General features: G+C 64.7%; 20 protein-coding genes. 16 read left to right on the forward strand and 4 right to left on the reverse strand.

Features of this window, described 5'->3' with window-relative positions:
* Positions 1–29 precede the first annotated feature (29 nt).
* Positions 30–1,292: a 5-demethoxyubiquinol-8 5-hydroxylase UbiM gene (ubiM, locus tag EBB56_RS15125; protein WP_124804729.1), complete on the reverse strand. Its 1,263-nt coding sequence runs from the start codon at positions 1,290–1,292 to the stop codon at positions 30–32.
* 228 nt (positions 1,293–1,520) lie between these two features.
* On the opposite strand from ubiM, the gene EBB56_RS15130 reads away from it, so the two are divergent.
* From EBB56_RS15130 to EBB56_RS15180, 11 genes are all read left to right on the forward strand, one after another.
* Entirely contained in the window at positions 1,521–2,273 is a 753-nt protein-coding gene (locus EBB56_RS15130) for a YebC/PmpR family DNA-binding transcriptional regulator (protein WP_045994969.1), read from the forward strand.
* A gap of 18 nt (positions 2,274–2,291) precedes the next feature.
* Positions 2,292–2,843, forward strand: coding sequence for a crossover junction endodeoxyribonuclease RuvC (gene ruvC / locus EBB56_RS15135; RefSeq protein ID WP_108133601.1), 552 nt, complete (start codon positions 2,292–2,294; stop codon positions 2,841–2,843).
* A gap of 398 nt (positions 2,844–3,241) precedes the next feature.
* Positions 3,242–3,853, forward strand: coding sequence for a Holliday junction branch migration protein RuvA (gene ruvA, locus EBB56_RS15140; protein ID WP_045992044.1), 612 nt, complete (start codon positions 3,242–3,244; stop codon positions 3,851–3,853).
* 2 nt (positions 3,854–3,855) lie between these two features.
* Complete coding sequence (gene ruvB, locus EBB56_RS15145; RefSeq protein WP_045992045.1) at positions 3,856–4,884, forward strand: Holliday junction branch migration DNA helicase RuvB; 1,029 nt, start codon at positions 3,856–3,858, stop codon at positions 4,882–4,884.
* A gap of 30 nt (positions 4,885–4,914) precedes the next feature.
* On the forward strand, positions 4,915–5,592 hold the full coding sequence (gene tolQ / locus EBB56_RS15150; RefSeq protein ID WP_181248684.1) for a protein TolQ: 678 nt from the start codon (positions 4,915–4,917) through the stop codon (positions 5,590–5,592).
* Between the two features lie 15 nt (positions 5,593–5,607).
* Positions 5,608–6,048, forward strand: coding sequence for a protein TolR (tolR, locus tag EBB56_RS15155; RefSeq protein WP_045992047.1), 441 nt, complete (start codon positions 5,608–5,610; stop codon positions 6,046–6,048).
* Positions 6,049–6,056: 8 nt separating this feature from the next.
* Positions 6,057–7,298 carry a cell envelope integrity protein TolA gene (gene tolA / locus EBB56_RS15160; protein ID WP_045992048.1) on the forward strand — a complete coding sequence of 414 codons (1,242 nt, stop codon included), beginning with the start codon at positions 6,057–6,059 and terminating at the stop codon, positions 7,296–7,298.
* Between the two features lie 95 nt (positions 7,299–7,393).
* The gene (gene tolB / locus EBB56_RS15165) at positions 7,394–8,653 is read left to right on the forward strand and encodes a Tol-Pal system beta propeller repeat protein TolB (RefSeq protein ID WP_045992085.1); all 1,260 of its coding nucleotides are present in this window, start codon (positions 7,394–7,396) and stop codon (positions 8,651–8,653) included.
* A gap of 58 nt (positions 8,654–8,711) precedes the next feature.
* On the forward strand, positions 8,712–9,263 hold the full coding sequence (gene pal / locus EBB56_RS15170; protein WP_045992086.1) for a peptidoglycan-associated lipoprotein Pal: 552 nt from the start codon (positions 8,712–8,714) through the stop codon (positions 9,261–9,263).
* A gap of 31 nt (positions 9,264–9,294) precedes the next feature.
* Positions 9,295–10,116, forward strand: coding sequence for a tol-pal system protein YbgF (gene ybgF / locus EBB56_RS15175; RefSeq protein ID WP_045992049.1), 822 nt, complete (start codon positions 9,295–9,297; stop codon positions 10,114–10,116).
* Positions 10,117–10,129: 13 nt separating this feature from the next.
* Complete coding sequence (locus tag EBB56_RS15180; protein ID WP_045992050.1) at positions 10,130–10,894, forward strand: YciK family oxidoreductase; 765 nt, start codon at positions 10,130–10,132, stop codon at positions 10,892–10,894.
* Positions 10,895–11,151: 257 nt separating this feature from the next.
* Here the strand turns inward: EBB56_RS15180 and EBB56_RS15185 are convergent, their stop codons facing one another.
* Entirely contained in the window at positions 11,152–11,814 is a 663-nt protein-coding gene (locus EBB56_RS15185; protein ID WP_045992051.1) for an HAD family hydrolase, read from the reverse strand.
* Entirely contained in the window at positions 11,811–12,536 is a 726-nt protein-coding gene (gene ubiG / locus EBB56_RS15190; RefSeq protein WP_108133608.1) for a bifunctional 2-polyprenyl-6-hydroxyphenol methylase/3-demethylubiquinol 3-O-methyltransferase UbiG, read from the reverse strand. The genes EBB56_RS15185 and ubiG overlap by 4 nt, the downstream gene beginning before the upstream one ends.
* Positions 12,537–12,681: 145 nt before the next feature.
* Here ubiG and galU point away from each other — a divergent pair, with 145 nt between their 5' ends.
* Positions 12,682–13,572 (forward strand): UTP--glucose-1-phosphate uridylyltransferase GalU, encoded by an 891-nt coding sequence (gene galU / locus EBB56_RS15195; RefSeq protein WP_045992053.1) that lies wholly within the window; start codon positions 12,682–12,684, stop codon positions 13,570–13,572.
* A gap of 4 nt (positions 13,573–13,576) precedes the next feature.
* Entirely contained in the window at positions 13,577–14,869 is a 1,293-nt protein-coding gene (locus EBB56_RS15200) for a nucleotide sugar dehydrogenase (protein ID WP_045992054.1), read from the forward strand.
* 154 nt (positions 14,870–15,023) lie between these two features.
* Here the strand turns inward: EBB56_RS15200 and EBB56_RS15205 are convergent, their stop codons facing one another.
* On the reverse strand, positions 15,024–15,590 hold the full coding sequence (locus tag EBB56_RS15205; protein WP_083970298.1) for a Fe-Mn family superoxide dismutase: 567 nt from the start codon (positions 15,588–15,590) through the stop codon (positions 15,024–15,026).
* A 234-nt stretch (positions 15,591–15,824) separates the two neighbouring features.
* Between EBB56_RS15205 and EBB56_RS15210 the strand changes: the two genes are divergently transcribed.
* From EBB56_RS15210 to EBB56_RS15220, 3 genes are read left to right on the forward strand one after another with little or no spacing between them, the layout of a single operon-like run.
* Positions 15,825–16,694, forward strand: a complete 870-nt coding sequence (locus EBB56_RS15210; protein WP_124804730.1) for a hypothetical protein — start codon at positions 15,825–15,827, stop codon at positions 16,692–16,694.
* A 32-nt stretch (positions 16,695–16,726) separates the two neighbouring features.
* Positions 16,727–18,607, forward strand: coding sequence for an autotransporter assembly complex family protein (locus tag EBB56_RS15215; RefSeq protein WP_124804731.1), 1,881 nt, complete (start codon positions 16,727–16,729; stop codon positions 18,605–18,607).
* 34 nt (positions 18,608–18,641) lie between these two features.
* Positions 18,642–22,730 carry a translocation/assembly module TamB domain-containing protein gene (locus EBB56_RS15220; protein ID WP_045992056.1) on the forward strand — a complete coding sequence of 1,363 codons (4,089 nt, stop codon included), beginning with the start codon at positions 18,642–18,644 and terminating at the stop codon, positions 22,728–22,730.
* The last annotated feature ends 44 nt before the right edge of the window (positions 22,731–22,774 follow it).

Raw genomic sequence — 22,774 nt, forward strand, 5'->3', positions numbered from 1 at the left:
ATCGGCGGGGGTTTATCGTTGATGGGAGATCAGCCCAGCAGGCTGGACAGTGGTGACGGCAAGGAAGACGCCGCGCGACGGGCCAGCGACGGAAGGGTGGTGAGAGGCGATAGAGGCGTGAGCGGTGAGCCACCATGAGGCTCGGTCAGGTGCTGTCCGATCATTCTACGCGCCGGTGCCAGTCGGTCACCCAGGCGCAGCCCCAGGTGACGGACCATTCGTGCCGGCACTCCGTCATCGGTATAGAGGCCGACGATGGCCTGGGTGGCTTGATACAGCGGCCAGGTGGCCAGCCGATGCTCGCGCTCGTAGCGCTTCAGCAGTTGCGGGTCGGCGATGTCCTGTCCGAGTTGGTGGGCGCGGATCAGCCGGCGGGCCAGGCGGTGCTGACTCTGGGCGCCAAAGTTGAAGCCGTGTGCCGTCACCGGATGCATGCCCACCGCGGCGTCACCGACCAGGGCAAAGCGTTCGGCCACGAAGCGCTCTGCGTAGGCGCTTACCAGGGGATAGACGTGGGTCTCTCCCTCCAGGGTCATGGCGCCGAGCCTGCGTCCGTAGCGATGGGTCAACGCCTGCGACAGTGCCTCGGGCGGCAGCGCGGTAAGCTCCGACATCTGCTGGCTGGGCAGGGTCACCACCGCCGACGACAGGTGTTCGTGCAATGGCAACAACGCCAGGGTCTGGCCGTGGTCGAACCACTCCCAGGCAGACTGGTCATGGGCGCGTTGGTGGCGAACCCGACACACCAGCATGCTGCGGCCGTTATCGCGCATGCGCGCAGCGATGCCCATCTGACGGCGGGATTCGGAGAAGCGACTGTCCGCGGCCACCGCCAGACGTGCCGACAGTCGAGTACCGTCTTCCAGTGCCAGACGCGCCGCACCGGGGTCGCTGGTGATGCTTTCCAGCGCCGAGAAGTGCCAGTCGATGCCGTCCATACGTTCGGCTTCCTCGAAGGCGGCGCGGCGTATCAGATGGTTCGGCACCATGAAGCCCAGTGGTCGATCGTTGCCGGAGTCGAAGTCCATGGCAAAGGACGACTGTCCGTTGAACACCTTGGCATGCGTCAGCGGTGCCACCTCGTGCTGGGGGATCCGCTGCCACACACCAATGTCGGCAAGCAGGTCGCAGGATGCCTGGGTCATGGCGATCTCGCGCCCATCGGGCCTGGGTTCGGCCAGTCGAGGGCGATCGATTCGATCGATCAGTGCCACACTCAAGCCGGCACCGGCCAGTGCTCGCGCCAGGCATAGGCCCACTGGCCCTGCACCAATGATGGCCACATCCTTCATTCGTCACTCCTGAGCTGGATTCGCTGGTGAGCTGCACGCGCGGTAGAATGCGCGATAAATCAAGCGCCCGACGCTAGCACAACGGGTGATCAGGTGGCGGGCTATGTGGCGCGCCTTTGATCCAGCGCCGGGTTCAGGTGCTTTTGGCAGGCTCCTTCAGGGCCTTGTCTTCCAATATCGCCCGGCGACGTGCGAAGCGTCGGCTTCCAGCAACCAACGGGATGCACCATGGCAGGACATAGCAAGTGGTCGAACATCAAGCATCGCAAGGCCGCCCAGGATGCCAAGCGCGGCAAGATATTCTCCAAGCTGATCCGCGAGCTGGGCGTGGCCGCTCGTCAGGGCGGGCCCGAACCCGCTGACAATCCGCGTCTGCGGGCCGCCATCGACAAGGCCCTGTCCAACAATATGACCAAGGACACGATCCAGCGGGCGGTGGATCGCGGGGCAGGGCAGAATGATGGCGATGACATGGAGGAGATCACCTACGAGGGCTATGGTCCGGAAGGCGTCGCCATCCTGGTGCAGTGCATGAGCGACAACCGCAATCGAACTGTCTCAGATGTGCGACACGCGTTTTCCAAGCATGGCGGCAACCTGGGCACCAGCGGATCGGTCGCCTTCATGTTCCATCACCAGGGGCGACTGACCCTGGCACCGGGGACCTCCGAGGAGGCAGCCATGGCGGCCACCCTGGACGCGGAGCCCGAGGATATCCTGACCGACGAAGACGGCAGCCTGGAGGTGGTGACATCACCGGAGCGCTTTGGTGCCGTCAAGGATGCCCTGCTGGCCGCGGAGCTTGAGCCCGTCTACAGCGACGTCGGACTCTTCGCCGATACCACCACGCCCATCGAGGATGCCGATCTCGCGCGCCGTGTGCTCGCCCTGATCGATCACCTCGAAGACCTCGATGACGTGCAAAATGTTTTCACCAATGCGGACTTCAATGATGCCATTCTTGCCGAACTGGAGCGCTGACCTGCCGGGGAACCCGGCATGATCGTGCTGGGGATCGATCCTGGCTCGCGTATCACCGGCTACGGGGTACTCGACGCCAGCGAGCGGCAGCCGCGCTACATCGCCAGTGGCTGCATTCGGCTCAAGGATGAGTCCCTGGCCCAGCGCCTGGCGCAGGTCTATGCCGGGATCAGCGAGTTGATCGGGATCCACCGTCCCGCGGCCTTCGCCATCGAGCAGGTGTTCATGTCGAAAAATGCCGACTCTGCGCTGAAACTGGGCCAGGCGCGGGGCGCCGCCATCGTCTGCGCCGCCAATCACGGCCTTGACGTGCACGAGTATGGGCCGCGCCAGATCAAGCAGGCGGTCACCGGCAGCGGTGGTGCCGACAAGACCCAGGTGCAGCACATGATCACGGCGACGCTGGGTCTGTCCGGTACGCCCCAGGCGGACGCCGCCGATGCTCTGGGAATCGCCCTGACGCACTGCTACGCGTCACGTGGCTTGATCACCCAGGGCTCCTTCGGTGGGCGGCCCAGCGGCTCCAGAGGTGGCGGCAAGGGGACGTCCTGGCGCCAGTATCGTCCCTAGGCGCTGTCCGAAAAGTCGACGAGCGAAGGTTAGACAAGGCAAAAATCGGTGAGAAAGCGCAGTTTACGGGGTGTAAATGAGCATTTTGACCGGGCTGGCGCACCAGCCGATTTTTAACGCCGTATTACCGAGCGCAGGCACTTTTCAGACAAGCCCTAGGTTTTTTTACGCCGATGCGCCGGGTTGTTGTTGCTGCATCGGCTGACGTTCAGGCTGTCGCAAAGTGGCGACGGAAGCATTATCGAACAGCGTTTGTTTGTGCTGGCGGGGCCCAGGCTGCCACCGTATAGTGGGATGCAAGGTACGCTTGCAGGGTAGCCGCTCCCGCGATTCGTGACCGCCGTCTCAGGTACACTGGCGATCACTTTTACCGCCGAGATCAAGGAAGTATTCGCGCCATGATTGGACGCATCACGGGCACACTGCTCGAAACCCAACCACCCTGGCTGGTGGTCGACGTCAATGGCGTCGGCTACGAGATGGAAGCCTCCATGACCACCCTGGTCGCCCTGCCGGGCGCCGGGGAGCGAGTGTCGCTGTACACCCATCTGACCGTGCGCGACGATGCCCATCTGCTGTATGCCTTTGCCCGAGAGCAGGAGCGCGCGCTATTTCGCGCACTGATCAAGGTCAACGGTATCGGCCCCAAGCTGGCCCTGGCGATTCTCTCCGGCATGGACGAGGACGCCTTCATCCGCTGCGTGATGGAAGACGACGTCAAGGCGCTGACACGTCTGCCTGGCGTCGGCAAGAAGACAGCCGAACGTCTGGTGATCGAGATGCGCGATCGCTTTCCCCACTGGCAGCATCCCGACAGCCTACCGCTCGAAGGGAACGCTCAGCCGTCCACACCGGTATCCGGCAAGACGGCATTGGCTGACGCCGAGGCGGCGCTGGTCAGTCTGGGCTACAAGCCCACCGAGGCAAGCCGCATGTTGTCCGGTCTCGAGGATGAGGGCAGCACCGAAGCCATGATCAAGGCGGCGTTGGCGCGCCGCATGGCGGGTTGACCATGATCGATACCGACCGACTGATCGCTGCCGATCCGCAGGAAGGAGAAGGGCGGGTGGACCACGCCATCCGCCCCAGGCGCCTGGCCGACTATATCGGCCAGCCCCGGGTCAGGGAACAGCTCGAGATCTTCATCCATGCCGCCCGGGCCCGGGACGAGAGTCTCGACCACACCCTGGTATTCGGCCCGCCTGGACTCGGCAAGACCACCCTGGCCAATATCATCGCCACCGAGATGGGCGTGGGCCTGACCTCGACCTCCGGGCCGGTGCTCGAGCGTGCCGGCGACCTGGCCGCCATGCTGACCAATCTCAAGGCCGGTGACGTCCTGTTCATCGACGAGATCCATCGACTCTCGCCGGTGGTGGAAGAGATCCTCTATCCCGCCATGGAAGACTTCCAACTGGATATCGTCATCGGTGAGGGCCCTGCGGCCCGCTCGATCAAGCTCGATCTGCCCCCCTTCACCCTGGTCGGGGCGACCACCCGAGCCGGCCGTCTGACGTCACCGCTGCGCGACCGTTTCGGTATCGTGCAGCGCCTCGAGTTCTATGCCATCGACGAGCTGACCGAGATCGTGGCACGCTCGGCGCGCCTGCTCGAGGTACACACCGACACGGATGGCGCCCGTGAGGTGGCCAGGCGCTCCCGTGGCACGCCACGTATCGCCAACCGGCTGCTGCGGCGGGTTCGCGACTTCGCCGAGGTCAAGGCGGCAGGGCGCATCACCGCCGAGGTGGCCGACCAGGCGCTCAACATGCTCCACGTTGACCACCATGGCCTCGACCATATGGACCGTCGCCTGCTGCTGGCGATGCTCGAGAAGTTCGACGGTGGCCCGGTGGGGGTGGATTCGCTGTCGGCGGCCATCGGCGAGGAGCGCGACACCATCGAGGACGTGATCGAACCCTACCTGATTCAGCAAGGTCTGATGATGCGCACCGCACGAGGCCGGGTGGTGACGCGCCAGGCCTGGACCCATTTCGGCATGGCCCCTGACGACCAGGCCTTCGACGCTTCCAACGACTGACCCGAGACGAGGATTTCCGTGAACGACTCCATGTCCATTCCCCATCTGATCATGAACGCCAGCGGCGTGGTGCAATTTGTCATGCTGCTGCTGATGATCGGTTCCGTGCTTTCCTGGATCGTGGTGTTCCAGCGCAGCTTTGTGATGCGCCGTGCACGCAAGGCGCATCGCGCCTTCGAGGACCGCTTCTGGTCCGGCGTCGACCTCAACGAGCTGTATCGAGACGCCCCGGCCGAGGGCGAGACCCAGGGCGCCGAGCACATCTTTCGCGCCGGCTTTCGCGAGTTCAATCGACTGATGCCGAAGACCCGCAGCCCCCAGGCGATCCTCGACGGCGTCCAACGCAGCATGCGGGTGGCCTGGTCACGTGAAGAAGAGCGCCTGAACCTGCACCTGGTGTTCCTCGCCACGGTGGCCTCGGCCAGCCCCTATATCGGCCTGTTCGGCACCGTCTGGGGCATCATGGGCTCCTTCCAGTCGCTGTCGATGGCCCAGCAGGCGACCCTGGCCACGGTGGCACCATGGATCGCGGAGGCGCTTGTCGCGACCGCCATGGGCCTGTTTGCAGCGATCCCCGCGGTCATCTTCTATAACCGCCTGTCGGCGGAATCGTCGCGCCTGCTGGGCAAGTACGAAGACTTTGCCGAGGAGTTCCACTCCATCCTGCACCGCAACCTGCAGGGCCGGCCCGACGCCGGCGCCGCCTGATCAAGGAGACGCCGCATGCTTGGACCCTTCAATCGCCGTGGGCGCAGCAAGCCCATGGGGGAAATCAATGTGGTCCCCTTTATCGACGTCATGCTGGTGCTGCTGGTGATCTTCATGATCACCGCGCCGATGCTGACCCAGGGGGTCAAGGTCGACCTGCCTCAGGCGACCTCGGAGCCGATCGAGGACACCGAAGACACCGACCCGATCATCGTCTCGGTGGACAAGGATGGGCAGTACTTCATCAGCCTCGGTGGCGACGAGACCCAGGTCAGCCTGGACGAGTTGAGTGACCGGGTGGTCATTCTGCTCGAGCGCAATCCCGGCACGCCGGTCATGGTGCGGGGTGATCGCAACGTCTCCTACGGCCAGGTGGTGACCTTGATGAGCACGCTGCAGGTCGCCGGCGTCGCCAACGTCGGGTTGATCTCCGAACCCCCGCCCCAGGACGGTTAGGAGCGCTCATGGCGAAACCACAGCGGCGAAAGACACTTAAGCGTTCCGCCGGGCGAGTTGGCTATGGTCTGCCGACGGTGCTGGCCGTTGCCCTGCACCTGGGTATCCTGGTCATCAGTGTGATCAAGTGGCCGAGCAGTGAACCCGAGGCGCCCAACAACGCCATCGTGCAGGCTACCCTGATCAGCACCGAGACACGTACCGATCAGGCCCAGCAGGCGGCCGAGGCACGCACCCGCGCGGCCGAACGTCAGGCTCAGGAAGAAGCCGAGCGCCAGGCCCAGGAGGAGGCCGAACGTCAGGCCCACGAGGCCGCAGAGCAGCAGGCCGCCGAAGAGGCCGAGCGTCAGGCGGCAGAACAACAGGCTCAGCAGGAAGCCGAGCAGCAGGCAAGGGAAGAAGCTGCCGAGCAGGCCCAGGCGGAAGCCGAAAGGCGGGCCGCCGAGGCCGAAGCCGCCGCCCAGCGCAAGGCCGAAGAGGAAGCTGAGCGTGAAGCCGCTCGCCAGCAGGCCGAGCAGGAGCGCCAGGCCGAAGCCGAGCGACGTCGTCAGGAAGAGGCGGCGCGACAGCAGGAGGCCGAACGCCAGGCCCGCGAGGCAGCCGAGCAGAAAGCAAGAGAGGAAGCCGAGCAGCAGGCAAGAGAGGAGGCTGAGCGCAAGGCACAGGAAGAAGCCGAACGTCAGGCCCGCGAGGCAGCCGAGCAGCAGGCAAGAGAGGAAGCCGAGCGCAAGGCACAGGAAGAGGCCGAACGTCAGGCCCGCGAGGCAGCCGAGCAGAAGGCAAGAGAGGAAGCCGAGCGTCAGGCCCGCGAGGAAGCCGAGCGCAAGGCACAGGAAGAAGCCGAACGCCAGGCCCGCGAGGCCGCCGAACAGAAGGCCAGAGAAGAGGCCGAGCGGCAGCTTCAGCGGATCATCGAGGGCGATTCCAGTGCCGTCTCCAACGCCGAACAGGGGAACGAGGCCGCCAATGGCTTTATCCAGCTGGTGCGGCGTGCGGTGGAGCAGGCCTGGGTCATCCCGCCCAATGTGGGCGACGGCACCACCGCCGAGGTACAGGTCAGGTTGGGGCCCTCGGGTGAAGTATTTGCTGCAACGGTCACACGTTCGAGCGGAAACGCCGCCTTCGACAACTCCGCCATCCAGGCGGTGGAGTCTGCTGCTCCGTTCACCGAACTGCGAGACCTTCCCAGCGGCGTGCAACGCGACTATCGTCAATTCAATCTGCGATTCAGACCGGGAGACATTCGCTGATGAGAGCCTTGAATGCGAGTTGGTGGACCAGGAGGGTCAGCATGACCGTCGCTCACACAAGCCTTGCCAAGCGTCTGCTTGCTGTTGTGGCAGGCATGCTGGTATGGCTGGCCGGGCCAGCGGCCCAGGCCGATCTGACCATCGATATCACCCGCGGCAACGAAAGGGCCACACCGATCGCGGTGGTGCCCTTTGCCGACCAGGCGGGTGGGCTACCGGAGGATATCGCCCAGGTCGTCTCCGATGACCTGGAGCGCAGCGGCTACTTCGAACCGTTGCCGCGCTCAGAGATGTTCAACCAGCCCTCGACCAGCGAGGAGGTCACCTACGGTGACTGGCGCAGTCTCGACTCGCGCTACCTGGTGGTCGGCAGCACCAGTCAGGAGGGTGGCCAGGTCAAGGTGCGCTTCGAGCTTCTCGACGTCAGTGGCGAGAGCCGGTTGCTGGGCGAGACAGTCACGGCATCGAGTTCCGATCTGCGCGGCGCGGCGCACTATATCAGTGACCAGATCTTCGAGGAGATCACCGGGATTCGTGGCGCATTCTCGACCCGCATCGCCTATGTCACCTCGCAGGGGGTGGGCGACAACACCCAGTACGGGCTCTATGTGGCCGACGCCGATGGGCGCAACAGCCAGCAGGTCCTGACGTCCGATGAACCGATCATGTCACCGGCCTGGTCGCCGGATGGCGGCAAGCTGGCCTATGTGTCCTTCGAGACCGAACGGCCGGCCATCTACGTGCAGAATCTTGCCACCGGTCAGCGCGTCAAGCTGACCGACTTCGAGGGGCTCAACAGCGCACCGAGCTGGTCGCCGGATGGCCGTCGCCTGGCGATGGCGCTGTCCCGGGATGGCCAGCCCGAGATCTACGTGATGGATATCGGCTCGCGCAACGTTCAGCGTGTCACCAACTCCTCGAGCATCGAGACCGAGCCGGCCTGGGCGCCGGACGGCCGCTCCCTGATCTTCACCTCGGACCGCTCGGGCGGCCCCCAGATCTATCGCCAGAGCGTGTCTGGTGGTGAGGCCGAGCGTCTGACCTACACCGGCAACTACAATGCTCGTGGTCGCCTGTCGCCGGATGGCGAAACATTGTTCTTGATCCACCGCGGCAACAATGGCTATCAGGTGGCCAAGCAGGACCTCGAGAGCGGGCGTCTGGTGGAAATCAGTGATGCCCAGCAGGCCGAATCTCCCAGTATCGCGCCCAATGGCACCATGGTAATCTTCGCCACCCAGCAGGGTAGCACCGGGGTGCTGGGAGCGGTCACCGCCGATGGACGTGCGCAGTTCCGTCTGCCCGCCGCCCAGGGCGATGTCCGTGAGCCGGCCTGGTCCCCGTTTCTGAACTGATTCGACGGCCATATGCCGATGAATCGACTTTGATGCATCACGCAAGGAGAGTGACATGATGTTTCTCAAGCCCTACGCCCGTTCGCTGGCCATCGCCGCTTCCCTGGCCGTTCTGGCTGGCTGCTCCAGCACCGGCGGCACCCAGGACGGCAGCGCCGCAGGCACCGGTACCGGCGGTACCATGGGTGGCACCGGCGTCGGTACCGGCACCGCCGGCAGCGGCCAGGTCAGCGGCTCCGGCTATGGCACCGACGGTGCCGGCCAGATGGCCGACGGCCGCATCCCGGAAGTGCGCACCATCTACTTCAACTACGACAGCGACGCTATCCGTCCCGAGTTTGAATCGGTGGTCAACGCCCACGCCCAGTACCTGAGCAGCAACCCCAACGCCTCCGTCGTGCTGCAGGGCCACACCGACGAGCGCGGTACCCGCGAGTACAACCTCGCGCTTGGCGAGCGCCGTGCCGGGTCCGTCGAGCGCTACCTGCGCCTGCAGGGCGTCAATCCCTCGCAGATGGAAGTGGTGAGCTACGGCGAAGAGCGCCCCGCAGCTCGCGGCAGCAACGAGGATGCCTTTGCACAGAACCGCCGTGTGGTCTTTGCTTACTGAAAGCCACTGACGTCGGACGTGGGAGAAGTCAATGAGACACAGTCTTAAGGGACTGTGCGGCGCGGGAGCCCTGGTGCTCCCGTTGTCCGTCATGGTACCCGCCATCCTGTCACCTGCACTGGCTCAGCAGCCGGTCGTCAGAGACCTCAGCGGTGGCAACAGCTTTTACGATCAGACGGCCACCCAGGCCCAGGCCAGCGGCAATCTCGCACTGTTCAACCAGGTCGAGCAGCACCAGCGCGAGCTGCGAGAATTGCGCGGGCAGATCGAAGAACTGCGCTACCAGCTGGATCAGCTCAAGCAACAGAGTCGCCAGCAGTACATGGACCTCGATCAGCGCATGTCCGAGTTGCCGCGCCAGGCAGCGCCGCCAAGCGCCCCGAGTGAGCCCACGGAGCCGCCGAGCGAATCCGCAGACAGCAGCGGCAGCGGCAGCGGCAGCGGAGCATCCTCATCGTCCTCTGGCCAGGCCAGCGATGATGCCAGGGAGGCCTATCAGTCGGCGTTCTCCAAGGTTCAGTCGCGAGACTTCGATCAGGCGATCAGCGACTTCGATACCTTCGTCGATCGTTATCCCGACTCCAGCCTGACCGCCAACGCCTACTACTGGCTCGGTGAATTGCATTCGGCGCAGTCGTCCTTTGGCGATGCCGCCGTTGCCTTCGAGACCGTACTGGACCGTTTTCCCGACAGCAGCAAGGTTCCCGACGCCATGTACAAGCTGGGACTGCTGAAAGCGCGGCAGGGAGATACCGAAGGCGGCCACGCACTTCTGGAATCCGTCCAGCAGGACTATCCTGACAGCAATGCGGCGTCTCTTGCCGATGACTATTTGCGTCAGGCCGGGGCCTGATCAAGGAAGCGCCATGACCGAGTGCAAGATTGATTACCAGGCACCTCAAGACCTGCTAAAGGATCGCATTCTGCTGGTGACCGGTGCCGGAGACGGCATCGGGCGCACCGCGGCGATCGAATACGCACGTCGCGGGGCCACCGTGATTCTGCTGGGCCGCACCACCGCCAAGCTCGAGAAGGTGTACGACGAGATCGAGGCCGCCGGAGGCCCGCAACCGGCGATCTTCCCGTTGAACTTCGAAGGGGCGACGCTCAAGGATTACCACGATATGGCCGAGGCGCTGGACAAGGAGTTCGGCCGGCTCGACGGTATCCTGCACAACGCCGGGCAGCTAGGCCGGATCACTCCGTTCGAGCAGTACAATCCGGAACTGTGGGATCAGGTCATGCAGGTCAACATCAACGGGCCCATCTGGATGACCCAGGCGCTGTTGCCACTGCTGACCAAGTCTGCCGACGCCTCGGTGATCTTTACCTCGTCGAGCGTTGGCCGCAAGGGGCGGGCCTACTGGGGCGCCTATTCGGTCTCCAAGTTCGCCACCGAAGGCTTTGCCCAGGTACTGGCCGAGGAGATCGATCATCTGGGGACCCTGAGGATCAACACCCTCAACCCCGGGGCGACCCGCACCGCCATGCGCAAGAGCGCCTACCCGGGCGAGGACCCCATGAGCCTGCGGACCGCAGAGGACATTATGCCGACCTATCTGTGGCTGATGGGCCCTGACAGCAAGGGCCGCAACGGGGAAGCCTTCGACGCCCAGCCGCCGAGAAGCTGACGTCACAGGCAAGCGAAGCGAGCAACGAGCGTTGCAAAAGGAACGGCGAGCCAATAGGCCCGCCGTTCCTTGCGTCAAACCGCCGAAACTGCCGATCCCGACCCCAGCGCCAGCGAAGCGACGCTCATGGTCGCTCAGCTCGCGCCTCGTGTCGTCGTGCAGCGCCGCCCTGGCCTCGTCGACCTCTGGCTTCCAGCAACGTCTCAGTGGCCTCTCAATGGCCTCTCAACGCCTCTCGGAGTCCTCTCATTGGACTCTCAGGGCCGTTTCAGCGCCTCGAGAACCGCCTCCGCGGTATCGAACCAGCGGTCGGCCGGCCAGTCCCGGTAATCTTCTTCCTCGGCAATGTAGCCATAGCCCACGGCGATAGCCGGCATGCCCGCGGCTTTTGCCGCCTGCATGTCGCGCACGTGGTCGCCTAGATACCAGCACGCCTCGGGCGCGACGTCGAGGCGCCTGGCCGCCTCCAGCAGTGGTTCTGGATGTGGCTTCTTCACCGGCAGGTCGTCTGCGCAGAGCATGACGCCCGGCGCGAGTCCCAGCGCCTCGACCAGGGGCTCGGCATACAGACGTGGTTTGTTGGTGACGATCCCCCAGGGCCGGTCGAGGCCATCCCAGTGGAGCAGCAGACGGTCGAGCGGCGGGAACACCTGGCTGTGTTCGGCCACCGCTTCGGCGTAGAGGTCGAGCAGCTGCTGACGCGCCGCAGCGTGGTCGGGATGCTCGCTTTCGAGCCCCAGCGCCAGGGTGACCAGGGCGCTGCCACCATTGGACACCTGGGCGCGAATGGCAGGGTAGGGCAGCTCGTCCAGACCATGCAGCCGGCGCAATCGATTGGTGGCCTGGGCCAGGTCAGGAGCGGTATCCACCAGGGTGCCGTCAAGGTCGAACAGCAGGGCGCGAGGTAGCGAATCGTTCACGCGGTCTCCTTGCGACAGATCATCAGGTAGTTGACCGAGACATCGTTGGCGGACAGCGAGAAGCGACGAGTGATCGGGTGGTAGACCAGACCGCTTTGCTCCTCGATCTCGAGTCCTGCATCGCGGCACCAGCGGGCCAGTTCGGCTGGTCGGATGAAACGGGCGTAGTCATGGGTACCACGAGGTACCATGCCGAGCACGTATTCCGCGCCGAGAATAGCCAGGGCGTAGGACTTGGGATTTCGATTGATGGTCGACAGCGCGAGCTGTCCGCCGGGCTTGAGCAGGCGAGCGCAGGCACGCACGATGGCTTCGGGATCGGGCACGTGCTCGAGCATTTCCAGGCAGGTCACCACTTCGAAGCGCTCCGGCGCTTCCTCGGCCATGTCTTCGACGCTGATGTAGCGGTATTCGAGAGCGACCCCCTGCTCATCGGCGTGTTGACGCGCAACCGCGAGCGACGCCTCGGCCAGATCGATACCGGTCACCCGAGCGCCGCGGCGTGCCATGGCCTCGGAGAGGATGCCTCCGCCGCAACCGACGTCCAGCACTTCGCGTCCGGCCAGTCCTACTCTGGCGTCGATGAAATCGAGCCTCAGCGGGTTGATGGCATGCAGCGGTTTAAATTCGCCTTCGGGATCCCACCAGCGTTCGGCCAGCGCGGAGAACTTGTCGATCTCGTTGTGGTCCACGTTGGCGGAAGGGGTATCGGATATGCTCATCTGTATCTCCAGGGCGTTCCATGCCGCCGATGTCAGCGGACCGAGTTCGTCTGGTACGCTATTCTACGCATTCCCTGTTCCGAGTCCCATGGCCCAGATCGCCATGGACGACAGCCGAACCCAATTTCGAGAAGAAGGAAGTCTCATGATCCGCAAGGCCGTTCTCCCCGTCGCAGGTTTTGGCACACGGTGTCTGCCGGCGTCCAAGGCCATCCCCAAGGAAATGATCACCATCGTCGATCGCCCGGTGATCCAGTACGTGGTACAGGAGGCCGTTGCGGCGGGCATTCGTGACATCGTGCTGGTGACCCACGGCACCAAGAGCGCCATCGAGAACCACTTCGACAAGCATTTTGAACTGGAGGCCGGGCTCGAGGCCAAGGGCAAGACCGAGCTGCTCGAGGAGCTGCGTGCCATCGTTCCTGCCGACGTCAACATCATCAGCGTGCGTCAGCCTGAACCTCTGGGCCTCGGCCACGCGGTGCTGTGCGCCCGTCCAGTGATCGGTGACGACGAGCCCTTTGCCGTGCTGTTGCCCGACGTACTGGTCGATGATGATGGCCTTGAGCGCAATGACCTTGCCGGCATGATCGACGCCTTCGAGCGCACCGGACGCTCCCAGCTGATGGTGGAAGAGGTTCCACGCGAGCTGGTCTACAAGTACGGCATCGTTGCGCCCAAGGGCGAGTCCCCCGAGCCCGGTGAGTCCTGTGAGCTGTCCGGCCTGGTCGAGAAACCCAAGGTCGAGGAAGCGCCCTCCAACCTGTCGGTGATCGGACGCTACATGTTGCCGGGTCGTATCTTCCCGCTGCTGGCCAAGACCCCGCCCGGCGCCGGCAACGAGATCCAGCTTACCGATGCCATCGAGGAGCTGCGCGTCGCCGAAGGCGTGGACGCCTACCGCATGCAGGGCACCACCTACGACTGCGGCCACCAGCTCGGCTACCTGGAGGCGATCCTGGCCTATGGTCGGCGCCACTCCCGCTATGGCAAGGGCTTCACCGAGCTGCTGAAACGCTACGCCGCCGAGGACTGAAGCCATGAAGGTCGTGATACATGGAAGTGAGCTTTCGGCAGCCACCGCTGCCGCCGCGCTCTCCTGGGTTGGACATGATGTCTGCTGGCAACCGCTGGATCGCCGCTGGAGCGAGCTCAAGGATAGTGACTGGCTGATCCGTGAGCCTTCGGTACTGCAACGCCTGACGGAGGCCATGGAGGCCGGGCACCTGACCCTGGAGCGGAACAGCGAGGTCGACGGCCCTGATATCGACGTGCTGTGGCTGGCCTTGTCACCGACCCAGCGCGACGATGCCAGCCGTCTGGTGGAGGAGAACGCCTCGTGTCTTGCCGACGGTGCCATCATCGTCAACAACGCGACCTTTCCGGTAGGGGACACCGAGCGGCTCGAGTCTGTGCTCGAGGGCCAGAACGTGACCTCGGTGGCGCTGCCTGACACCCTCGAGGAAGGGCGCGCCTGGGAAACCTTTACCCGCGCCCGCAGCTGGCTGCTGGGCTGCGACGATGACCACGCCGAGCGCCAGGTGCGAGAATTGATGCGTGCCTTCAATCGGCGTCACGAGGTGTTCAAGCGGATGCCTCGACGCGCCGCGGAGCTGACCAAGCTGGCCATCAATGGCATGCTGGCGACCCGTATCAGCTACATGAACGAGATGGCCGGGCTAGCCGACACCCTGGGCGTGGACGTGGAGTACGTGCGTCAGGGCATGGGGGCAGATCAGCGCATCGGCTATGAATACCTGTACCCCGGTTGTGGCTTCGGTGGCCCCAATTTCAGCCGGGATCTGGTGGGCCTGGTGGATGTCCAGTCGGCCAGCGGCCGCCACTCCGAGTTGCTCGACCAGGTGCTCGAGATCAACGAGCACAAGAAGGAGACGCTGTTCCGCAAGCTGTGGGCTCACTATCAGGGGCGTCTGGAAGGCCGTACCGTGGCCATCTGGGGGGCTGCCTTCAAGCCCGGCACCGCACGCATCGATCATGCGCCCGTGCTGACGCTGCTGCGCGCCCTGTGGGCCCAGGGTGTGCACGTCAGATTGCATGACCCCGCTGCGCTCCCTGCCGTACGTGCGGTGGTCGGTGACCACCCGCTGTTGAGCCTGCATCAGGACGACCCGCTCGACGCCTGCCATGGCGCCGATGCGCTGATGCTGGTCACCGAGTGGAAGGCCTACTGGAATCCTGACTGGATGGCGCTGAAACGACAGCTGGAGGGCGCCCTGATCCTCGATGGTCGCAATATCTATGACCCCCAGTACGTCGCCGCCCAGGGCTTTCACTATCGCGGCATCGGCCGACGTGCCGACCCGGCAACCTGATATATCGCTCAGGCCCTGACAGCCGAACCATCGGCCCGGCACCGGGTCTGGCCCGTAAAGAGCGCAGTATTCACTGCGCTCTTTACTTTGGTGTCTTGTTCTGTCTTGGCCAGACCAGGCCTGGCCCGACCTGAGCTGCTCGAGGTGTCATCGGTCAATGACAGTCGCCGAGATTCTGGGCGACAAGGTCCCAGTGAATCAGCGGCCAGAGTTGCTCCACCGGAGATTTTCCACAGCCAAGATCCATGACCAGCAGCGGCCTGCCCGATGCGGCATCAAGCCGCTGGCCACGCGCACTGATCGTCAGGCTCATGCCACGGTTGGAGTGCAGCAGCCACAGCCAGCCTGGCTGCCGGCTCCCTTGCTCCAGTTCGTCCTCGACCCGCCCGTGCATCGCCTCTCTCAATCCTGTAAAGGAACCGAACGTCTGTGTCAGTTCCTCGTTCAGTCGACCCTCCGGTGCTGTCGGGCGCGGTAACAGGCAGTGCCAGAACAGGGTAAGGTTCCAGGCTTCGACAGCGTGTTCGAGCACCTCACCATGGGCCTTTGACATTACGTCCTCGAGGGACCTCGTAGCCGTGCCTGACCCGCTCGCCCAACGATTGAGCGCTGTCAGATGACGTTGATGGTCCCCCTGGTAGCGATCCTCGACCCAGGCCTTCGAGAGGTAGGGTTCCAGTTGGTGGCTATCGAAGGGCAGCGCGGGCAATTCAAGGATCATGGGGACTCCGGGGTCGTGAACGTCATGGTGAAGCGAGGTATGGCAGGTGCCCCACAGCAAGGCGTTGATAGGGATAGCGCTAACGCGTTATCCGTCTGCCGTGCGTAAATATGGTAAAAAACCTTACACTATCAGCCAACTTTGGCCGCCAAGGCCCGTGGCACGTGATCGGCCCTGAGCCAGCGATGCCATCCGGTGCCACAGTGCCACACGCTGAACCGCAAGGAGAGTTTCATGGGGCATCCACCGGAAGTCGGCCGTCCGGGCGCTATCGTACCCGATCCAGGAGAGAGTGTATCCGCCGCTCGCTATCGCCGGCCCCCGGCGCCTAGACTTTGGCCGTTATGGCTACTGGTGCTGTTGATTATCTGTGCAGTGGGGGCCGCTGGCTGGCTGGCCTGGCAGGAACGTCAGCGGCTCGAGGGTGAGCTGACCCGCTTGAGAGGGGAGTTGTCCAACATTCATGCGCGGTTCGACGCCGAGCAGGGAGAAGGGGACCTGGTGGCGGACATCCAGCGTCGAGTGGCCGAACTCGAACAGCGGGACGATGCCCTGGCCCAGCGACTCGAGTCGACCGCCGAGAATATAAGAAACACCGTTTCCGAACAGGCACAGACAACGCTGGACCAACACAGCAACAACGCCGACACTCTGCAGGATGTCGAAGAGCGTATCGCCTCCATCGCCGATACGCTGGCGGCGACACGCACATCGCTGGGTGCCGTTGAACGAGCCGGCGACAATGCCCGAGGTGCCCTGGAGGCTCGCATGGACCGCTTCGATGATGCCCGCGAGTCCTTTGCCGGCCGGTTGGGGTCGCTGACCACCAGGGTCGATGAGGTGGTAACGCGCCTGGATACCCGACTGGGCCAGCTATTGCCGCGGTTCGACACCCTGGAGCAGCGGCTTGCCTCCCTGGACGAGGACGTTGAAGGCCTGCGCCAATCGCGCCAAGATGGTGCGGAGGAACGTCGCGCAATGGAAGCCAGGCTCGAGCAGCGCCTGGATGCGCTGGATGACAGCGCCCGGTCGCTTGGCGCCGATCTTCGCGAACTGCGTCAGTCCCAGCTCGCGTTCAGCGCCCAACTGGAGGCGCTGCGTTGATCCAGCACCCACGTCAGGAAAGCCAGTCTATTATGGAAAATCGCGTTCCCGCTCGTTCGGGTCTGGGTCCGTTCGTCCGTCGATCAGGGGCCGCCCTTTGCCTGGTCTCGGTGTCGGTGCCGGCCCTGGGCATGGATGCCGAGATCGTCGGTATCGAAGGGGATATGGCCAACAATGTCGAGGTCTACCTGCAAGGGCTCGACGGCAGCCAGTATCGTGTGGAGCGGCTGCGCAACGAGGTGGTTCGACTGACCCAGGAGGCGATGCGGGTCTACGGCTACTATGAACCGCAGATCGAGATGCGTTTCGACCGCGATGACGAGCCCCAGGAGGTCTTCCTCACCATCGACAAGGGGGAGCCGGTCAAGCTGGAAGTGATCGATTTCACCCTGGAGGGCGACGCCCGCGATGACGCCCCCTTTCAGTTGGCGATCGACGCCTATCCGCAAGAGGAAGGCGACATCCTCAAACACGCCCCCTACGAGAGTCTCAAGGGCAGGCTGCAGGGCCTGACCGTGGAGCGAGGCTACTTCGATTGGCAGTTCACCGATGAGCGCATGGAAATTCGCCCCTGGGCCAACAGCGCTCGGCTGTACCTGGGCATGGACAGCGGGCCGCGCTATCGCTTCGGCAGGGTCAATTTCAAGGGCCATCACATCGTCGAGGAACGCCTGCGCAATCTGGTGCCCTTCGACTACGGCGATCCTTACCTGGCAAGCGACGTCGCCGAGCTCAACAACCAGTTGAGCGAGACCGAATGGTTCGGCTCGCTGACGGTACGCCCTCGCCTGGAACGCCAGAAGGGCTCCCTGGCGCTGCCCGAGAACGACAACTGGTGGTACTCGGTGGACGTCGCGGAGATCCCGACGCCGTACCAGGGGCCGCGGATCAGCCGCGACGCTCTGGCGGTGGCGCTTGGGCTGTATCCGCCGGAATTCCCGACCATGCCGATCGATGTCAGCGTGACGCCGGCGGATCGTCACCAGTTCGAGGCGGGTATCGGCTTCGCCACCGATGTGGGGCCGCGCCTGCAGTTCTCCTGGGAGCAGCCCTGGGTCAACCGCTACGGCCATAGCTGGACCAATCAGCTATACCTGTCGGCACCGGATCAGCAGTTCAGCGGCACCTACAAGATCCCGCTGGAGGATCCGCTCAACGATAGCTACCGACTGCAGTACGGGCTGCGCAAGCAGGACATCGAGGACACCGAAAGCTTCGAGAGTACCGTCGATTTTGGTCGGCACTGGGTGTTCGAGAATGACTGGGAGCAGACGGTCTATCTGCGCGCCACCTACGAGGACTTTACTCAGGGGGAGCAGTCCGATCAGGTGCTGCTGCTGTATCCCGGGGTAAGCTGGTCGCGTACCCGCACGCGCAACCCTCAGTTTCCCACCTGGGGCGATCGCCAGAATCTCGAACTGCAGTACTCCAGCGACGCCTGGGGCTCTGACGCCGAGTTCTTCCGCATGACCGGCGATACCGCCTGGATCCGCAAACTGGGTGATGACAACCGCTTTATCGGCCGGCTGGGTGTCGGCGCGATCAATACCGACGATTTCGAGAAGATTCCCCCTTCGCTTCGCTTCTTTACCGGTGGTGACTCCAGCGTGCGTGGCTACAGCTACGAGTCGCTGTCGCCGGAAGACGAGAACGGCGACCTGGAAGGCGGTCAGCACGAGTTCACCGCCAGCGTCGAGGCCCAGCGCCGGATCACCGGCAAGTGGTGGGGCGCGGCCTTCTTCGATGTCGGTGACGCCTTCTCCGAGTGGTGGCCTGGCGACCTGAACAAGGGCGCGGGTCTGGGCGTGCGCTGGATTTCTCCGGTCGGCCCGATCCGCTTCGATGTCGCCCATCCCTTCGATGACGAAGACGACAATTTCCGGCTGCACTTCGCCATCGGGCCCGAGTTTTGAACCCGATGCTGCTGGCCCCTGACACGAGGCTTCAATGAGAAAAGGACGCGCCCTGTGGGCCCTGACACGTCTGCTGATCTGGCTGCCGTTGACCCTGGTTGGCCTGGTGCTGCTGATTGGCGGCCTGGTGCTGAGTCCCTGGGGCACCCGAATGGCGCTGGATCAGGGCCAGCGCATGGGCTTTCTCGAGTACGAGGCGGTCGAAGGCGCGCTGCTCGACACCTTTGCGCTGGATGGCTTTCGCATGCAGATGGGCAGCCTGCGGCTGTCGGTGGACGCGTTGTCGCTGTCCTGGGCAGAGGACTGCGTTCTTGATGGCCGGCTGTGTCTTGATTACCTGAGGGTGTCGGGTACCGACGTCCGCCTGGGCGAGAGCGAAGCCGCGGAGGAGCCTCCCGTAGAACCCGAGCCGACCAGCGCCGAGCCGGGGCCCCTGGCGCTGCCGTTTCCCGTCGAGATCCGTGAACTGGCGGTCGAGGACGTCGCCGTGCAACTAGCCGACGGCACTCGACTGGCCTGGGACAGCTTCACCACCGCGGCGGTGGCCGAGGGCGATACCCTTAGCGTTCGACCTACGCGCCTGGCGGGTCTTCATCTGACCCTGCCGTTGACGCCCGGCGCCATGCTGGCCCTGAGCGACGCCGAACACGAAGGGCCCATCGTCAGCGCCGAGGCCATCGACGCCGCCATCGCGGTGCGCTCGCCGTTGCCGAGCGAGGCCGCCGCCGAGATGGAAGGGGCCGCAGCCAAGGCCGATGACATCCCGCTGGATGAGCGTGAGCGTCTGGTGCTGCCCGAGGTCACCTTGCCACTGGCCATTGAAGTACCCGAACTGGTGGTCGAGGACACCACCGTCGACGGTGCCTTCGACTACCACGTCGAGCGTCTGGACCTGAGTCTCGATGCCCGCGGTCAGACCGTTACCATCGAGCCCCTGGCGGTGGCCTCCGCCGATGCCGACGCCGAGCTCCAGGCCCGCGCCACGTTGAGCGGCGACTACCCGCTGGAGCTCAATTTTGCCGCCGATCTGTACCTGCCGGAAATCTTCCCGGCGCTGTCCGGCGAGCGGGTCGAGCTGAGTGCAGCCGGCAGTCTGGCCGACCTGGAAATCGACCTGAAGACCTCGGGCCCGGTGGACACCCACCTGGTCGCCCGACTCGACGCCCTCGACCCCACGTTGCCCTTCAGCGCCACCTTCCAGAGCCCCAGACTGCAATGGCCGCTGCCTGGCATGGACAGCCCCCTACCTGAAGGCATCGAAGAGACTGGCGAGGTGAGCGACGCCGAGACAAGCGCACCAGACAATGCTGAAGCTGGCAATGCCACCGCTGCCACGGCCGAGGTGGAGCCGTGGATCGCCCGCGATCTGGATCTCGCCATCGAGGGTTCCCTGACCGGCTATACGCTGCAACTGGCCCTGGCCGCCGAGGGACCGGATGTACCGCCAACCACCCTGGCCCTTCAGGGCCAGGGGGATCTTTCACAGTTTGCCTGGGCGCCGCTTGAGGTCGCACCGGAGGGCGCCGGCGCTCTCAGCACCGAGGGACGTGTCGACTGGTCTGACGGCGTCTCGGTGGAGGCGGCAGCGACCCTCACGGGCCTTAATCCGGAACCCTTCGTCGAAGGGCTCGCGGGGGATATCGACGGCACCCTGCAGGTGGCGTTCACCCAGACCGATGAGGGTTGGCGGGTGGAGGTGCCGGCGCTGGATATCGAGGGTACCCTCGATGGCCGACCGCTGTCGCTGGAGGCCCAACTCGCCGGCAACAGCAATATGCAATGGGACATCGACAGCCTCGATTTCCGCCAGGGCGACAATCGCATCCAGGCCGTCGGCCAGGTCAGCGAGTCCAACCTCGACGTCGACGCCGAGATATCACTGCCGGATATGGCGAGCCTGTATCCGGGGCTTGCCGGCCAGCTATCCGGAGACATCACGGCCAGCGGCAGCCTCCAGGCGCCCCAGCTTGACCTTGCCTTGAATGGCAGCGGGGTAGCGTTTGAGGAAAATCGTGTCGGCGAGCTGTCGCTGTCCGGCCGTGTGGCCGGAATCGACGACCCCGAGCTCGATATTGGTCTTGAGGCAAGACAGGTCGAAGCCGGTGGCCAGCGATTCTCCGATATCGCCCTGGATCTCGATGGGCGGCTGTCGGATCACCGCCTTGAGCTCACCGTGGAGGGCAGCGAGGACGGGCCACTCAACCGTCTGGTGCTGGCCCTTGACGGGGCCATGAACGAGGCCCGCGACCGCTATCAGGGCACCTTGTCGCCGCTGGAAGTTACGCTGCCCCAGGGCGATATCGCCCTCGATGATCCGCTGAGCTTCGAGGCCGACCTGGCCGCGGGGTCGGTCCAGGCCGAGCCCTTCTGCCTGGCACGTCGCCAGGGCGGCGCCGTGTGCATCAGCGAGCCGCTGAGCGCCTCGGCGGACGCCGGCTCGCTGACTCTCGAGATCAATGAGCTGCCCATGGACCTGGTCAACGAGGCCTTGCCTGAGGGCTGGGCCATCGACGGCGACACCGGCGCTCGTGTCGTCGCTGGCTGGTCGGCCGGCGGCAGTCGCTGGCAGGCCGACGTCCAGGTCGACAGCGAGGTCAGCGTGACCGGCGAGGACGCCTATGGCCAGCCTTGGTCGGTGCCTGCCACCAGCATGTCGCTCAGTGCAGACGCCAGCGAGGCCCGCATCGACATGGACCTGGCGCTGTCACTGGCCCAGAGCGGCGATATCGACCTGGCCCTGGCCATCGACGATCCCATGGGACGCGGTGGCCTGGACGGCACCCTGACCATTACCGACGTGCGCCTGGCACCGTATCAGCCATTGGCGGCCGGCCTCGATGAACTCGAGGGCAGTCTTGGCGGCACCATCCGTATCGCCGGCAGCCGCGAGGCACCCGACCTCAGTGGCGACATCAGTCTGACCGGGCTCAGGGTCCACGGTGGTGATATCCCCCTGGCGGTCACCGACGGACGGCTGGATATCGCGCTGTCCGGCGACAGCGCGCGGATTTCCGGCCATGTGGACGCCGAGGAAGGGCGCCTGAATATCACCGGTGACGCCGCCTGGCCTGACGGTAGCTGGGAGGCCAACATGGCGCTGTCCGCGGTGCAGGATCCACTGCTCGCCGCCATGCCGGCCTTCGGCAAGCTGAAGCTGGCCCCGGACCTGACCATCACCGCCAACCCCTCGCGACTGCGGGTACGTGGCGAGGTGCGGATCCCCTGGGCCAGGCTCAAGGTCGGTGACGTCCCGGCGTCCGCGGTCACCCCGAGCGGTGACGAGATCATCATCACCCGCGAGATGGACGAGGAGGCCAAGGAGGCCGAACGGCGTGCCCAGGAAGACCCGGTAGGAGAATCCACCGCCGAGGCCATGGCCGAGGCGGGCATGGCCATCGACATCCGCGTACGGCTGCTGCTGGGACCCGACATGCGCCTGAGCGCCTACGGTCTGCAGACCGAGCTGGAAGGGGATCTGGAGGTGCGCCAGAACAACGGGCCGCTGCAGTTGTTCGGCGACGTCAGCCTGGTCGATGGCCGCTTCCGCGCCTACGGCCAGGATCTGCAGATTCGCCAGGGCAAGCTGATCTTCGCCGGCCCGCCGAGTCTGCCGACGCTGGACTTCGAAGCCATCCGTAACCCGGCCAGCACCGAAGACGGAGTGATCGCCGGTCTCAAGGTCACCGGTACCGCCAGCCAGCCCGATCTGGAGATCTTCTCCGAGCCGTCGATGGACGAGTCTCGGGCGCTGTCCTACGTGCTGCGCGGCCGGGCGCCGGATGACAGCGGCGACTCCAGCGGCGCCCTGACCTCGGCGCTGATCGGCCTGACCCTGGGCAAGACCGGGGGGGCGGTAGGCGCCATGGGTGAGGCCTTCGGCATCCAGGACCTGTCGCTGGATACCTCCGGCAGTGGCGAGAGCAGTCAGGTGGTGGTCAGCGGCCGTCTCACCGACCGTCTGGAGGTGGGCTACGGCGTCGGCATCTTCTCGCCCATCGCCGAGCTGACCCTGACCTACCAGCTGTGGCGGAGCCTCTACCTGGAAGCGGTCTCCGGCGCCGCCCAGGCGGTGGACCTGATCTACACCTGGAGCCTGCCGGGAGATCCTCCGGAACTGCAGTGACCAAGCGCGCAGCACAGCACGCAACACACTGCGTAAACCACAAG

Origin of the sequence: Halomonas sp. YLB-10, assembly GCF_003856855.1 — a bacterium.
Taxonomy (GTDB): domain Bacteria; phylum Pseudomonadota; class Gammaproteobacteria; order Pseudomonadales; family Halomonadaceae; genus Halomonas; species Halomonas litopenaei.

Bases quoted from the DNA above. Each gene is read 5' to 3' on its own strand.
- EBB56_RS15205 (WP_083970298.1), bottom strand. From the start codon at position 15,590: ATGATCCTTGAATTGCCCGCGCTGCCCTTCGATAGCCACCAACTGGAA.
- ruvB (WP_045992045.1), top strand. From the start codon at position 3,856: ATGATCGATACCGACCGACTGATCGCTGCCGATCCGCAGGAAGGAGAA.
- tolR (WP_045992047.1), top strand. From the start codon at position 5,608: ATGCTTGGACCCTTCAATCGCCGTGGGCGCAGCAAGCCCATGGGGGAA.
- tolQ (WP_181248684.1), top strand. From the start codon at position 4,915: ATGTCCATTCCCCATCTGATCATGAACGCCAGCGGCGTGGTGCAATTT.
- ruvA (WP_045992044.1), top strand. From the start codon at position 3,242: ATGATTGGACGCATCACGGGCACACTGCTCGAAACCCAACCACCCTGG.
- ruvC (WP_108133601.1), top strand. From the start codon at position 2,292: ATGATCGTGCTGGGGATCGATCCTGGCTCGCGTATCACCGGCTACGGG.
- tolA (WP_045992048.1), top strand. From the start codon at position 6,057: ATGGCGAAACCACAGCGGCGAAAGACACTTAAGCGTTCCGCCGGGCGA.
- EBB56_RS15215 (WP_124804731.1), top strand. From the start codon at position 16,727: ATGGAAAATCGCGTTCCCGCTCGTTCGGGTCTGGGTCCGTTCGTCCGT.
- tolB (WP_045992085.1), top strand. From the start codon at position 7,394: ATGCTGGTATGGCTGGCCGGGCCAGCGGCCCAGGCCGATCTGACCATC.
- EBB56_RS15180 (WP_045992050.1), top strand. From the start codon at position 10,130: ATGACCGAGTGCAAGATTGATTACCAGGCACCTCAAGACCTGCTAAAG.
- EBB56_RS15130 (WP_045994969.1), top strand. From the start codon at position 1,521: ATGGCAGGACATAGCAAGTGGTCGAACATCAAGCATCGCAAGGCCGCC.
- galU (WP_045992053.1), top strand. From the start codon at position 12,682: ATGATCCGCAAGGCCGTTCTCCCCGTCGCAGGTTTTGGCACACGGTGT.
- ubiM (WP_124804729.1), bottom strand. From the start codon at position 1,292: ATGAAGGATGTGGCCATCATTGGTGCAGGGCCAGTGGGCCTATGCCTG.
- EBB56_RS15200 (WP_045992054.1), top strand. From the start codon at position 13,577: ATGAAGGTCGTGATACATGGAAGTGAGCTTTCGGCAGCCACCGCTGCC.
- EBB56_RS15210 (WP_124804730.1), top strand. From the start codon at position 15,825: ATGGGGCATCCACCGGAAGTCGGCCGTCCGGGCGCTATCGTACCCGAT.
- ybgF (WP_045992049.1), top strand. From the start codon at position 9,295: ATGAGACACAGTCTTAAGGGACTGTGCGGCGCGGGAGCCCTGGTGCTC.
- pal (WP_045992086.1), top strand. From the start codon at position 8,712: ATGTTTCTCAAGCCCTACGCCCGTTCGCTGGCCATCGCCGCTTCCCTG.
- EBB56_RS15220 (WP_045992056.1), top strand. From the start codon at position 18,642: ATGAGAAAAGGACGCGCCCTGTGGGCCCTGACACGTCTGCTGATCTGG.
- ubiG (WP_108133608.1), bottom strand. From the start codon at position 12,536: ATGAGCATATCCGATACCCCTTCCGCCAACGTGGACCACAACGAGATC.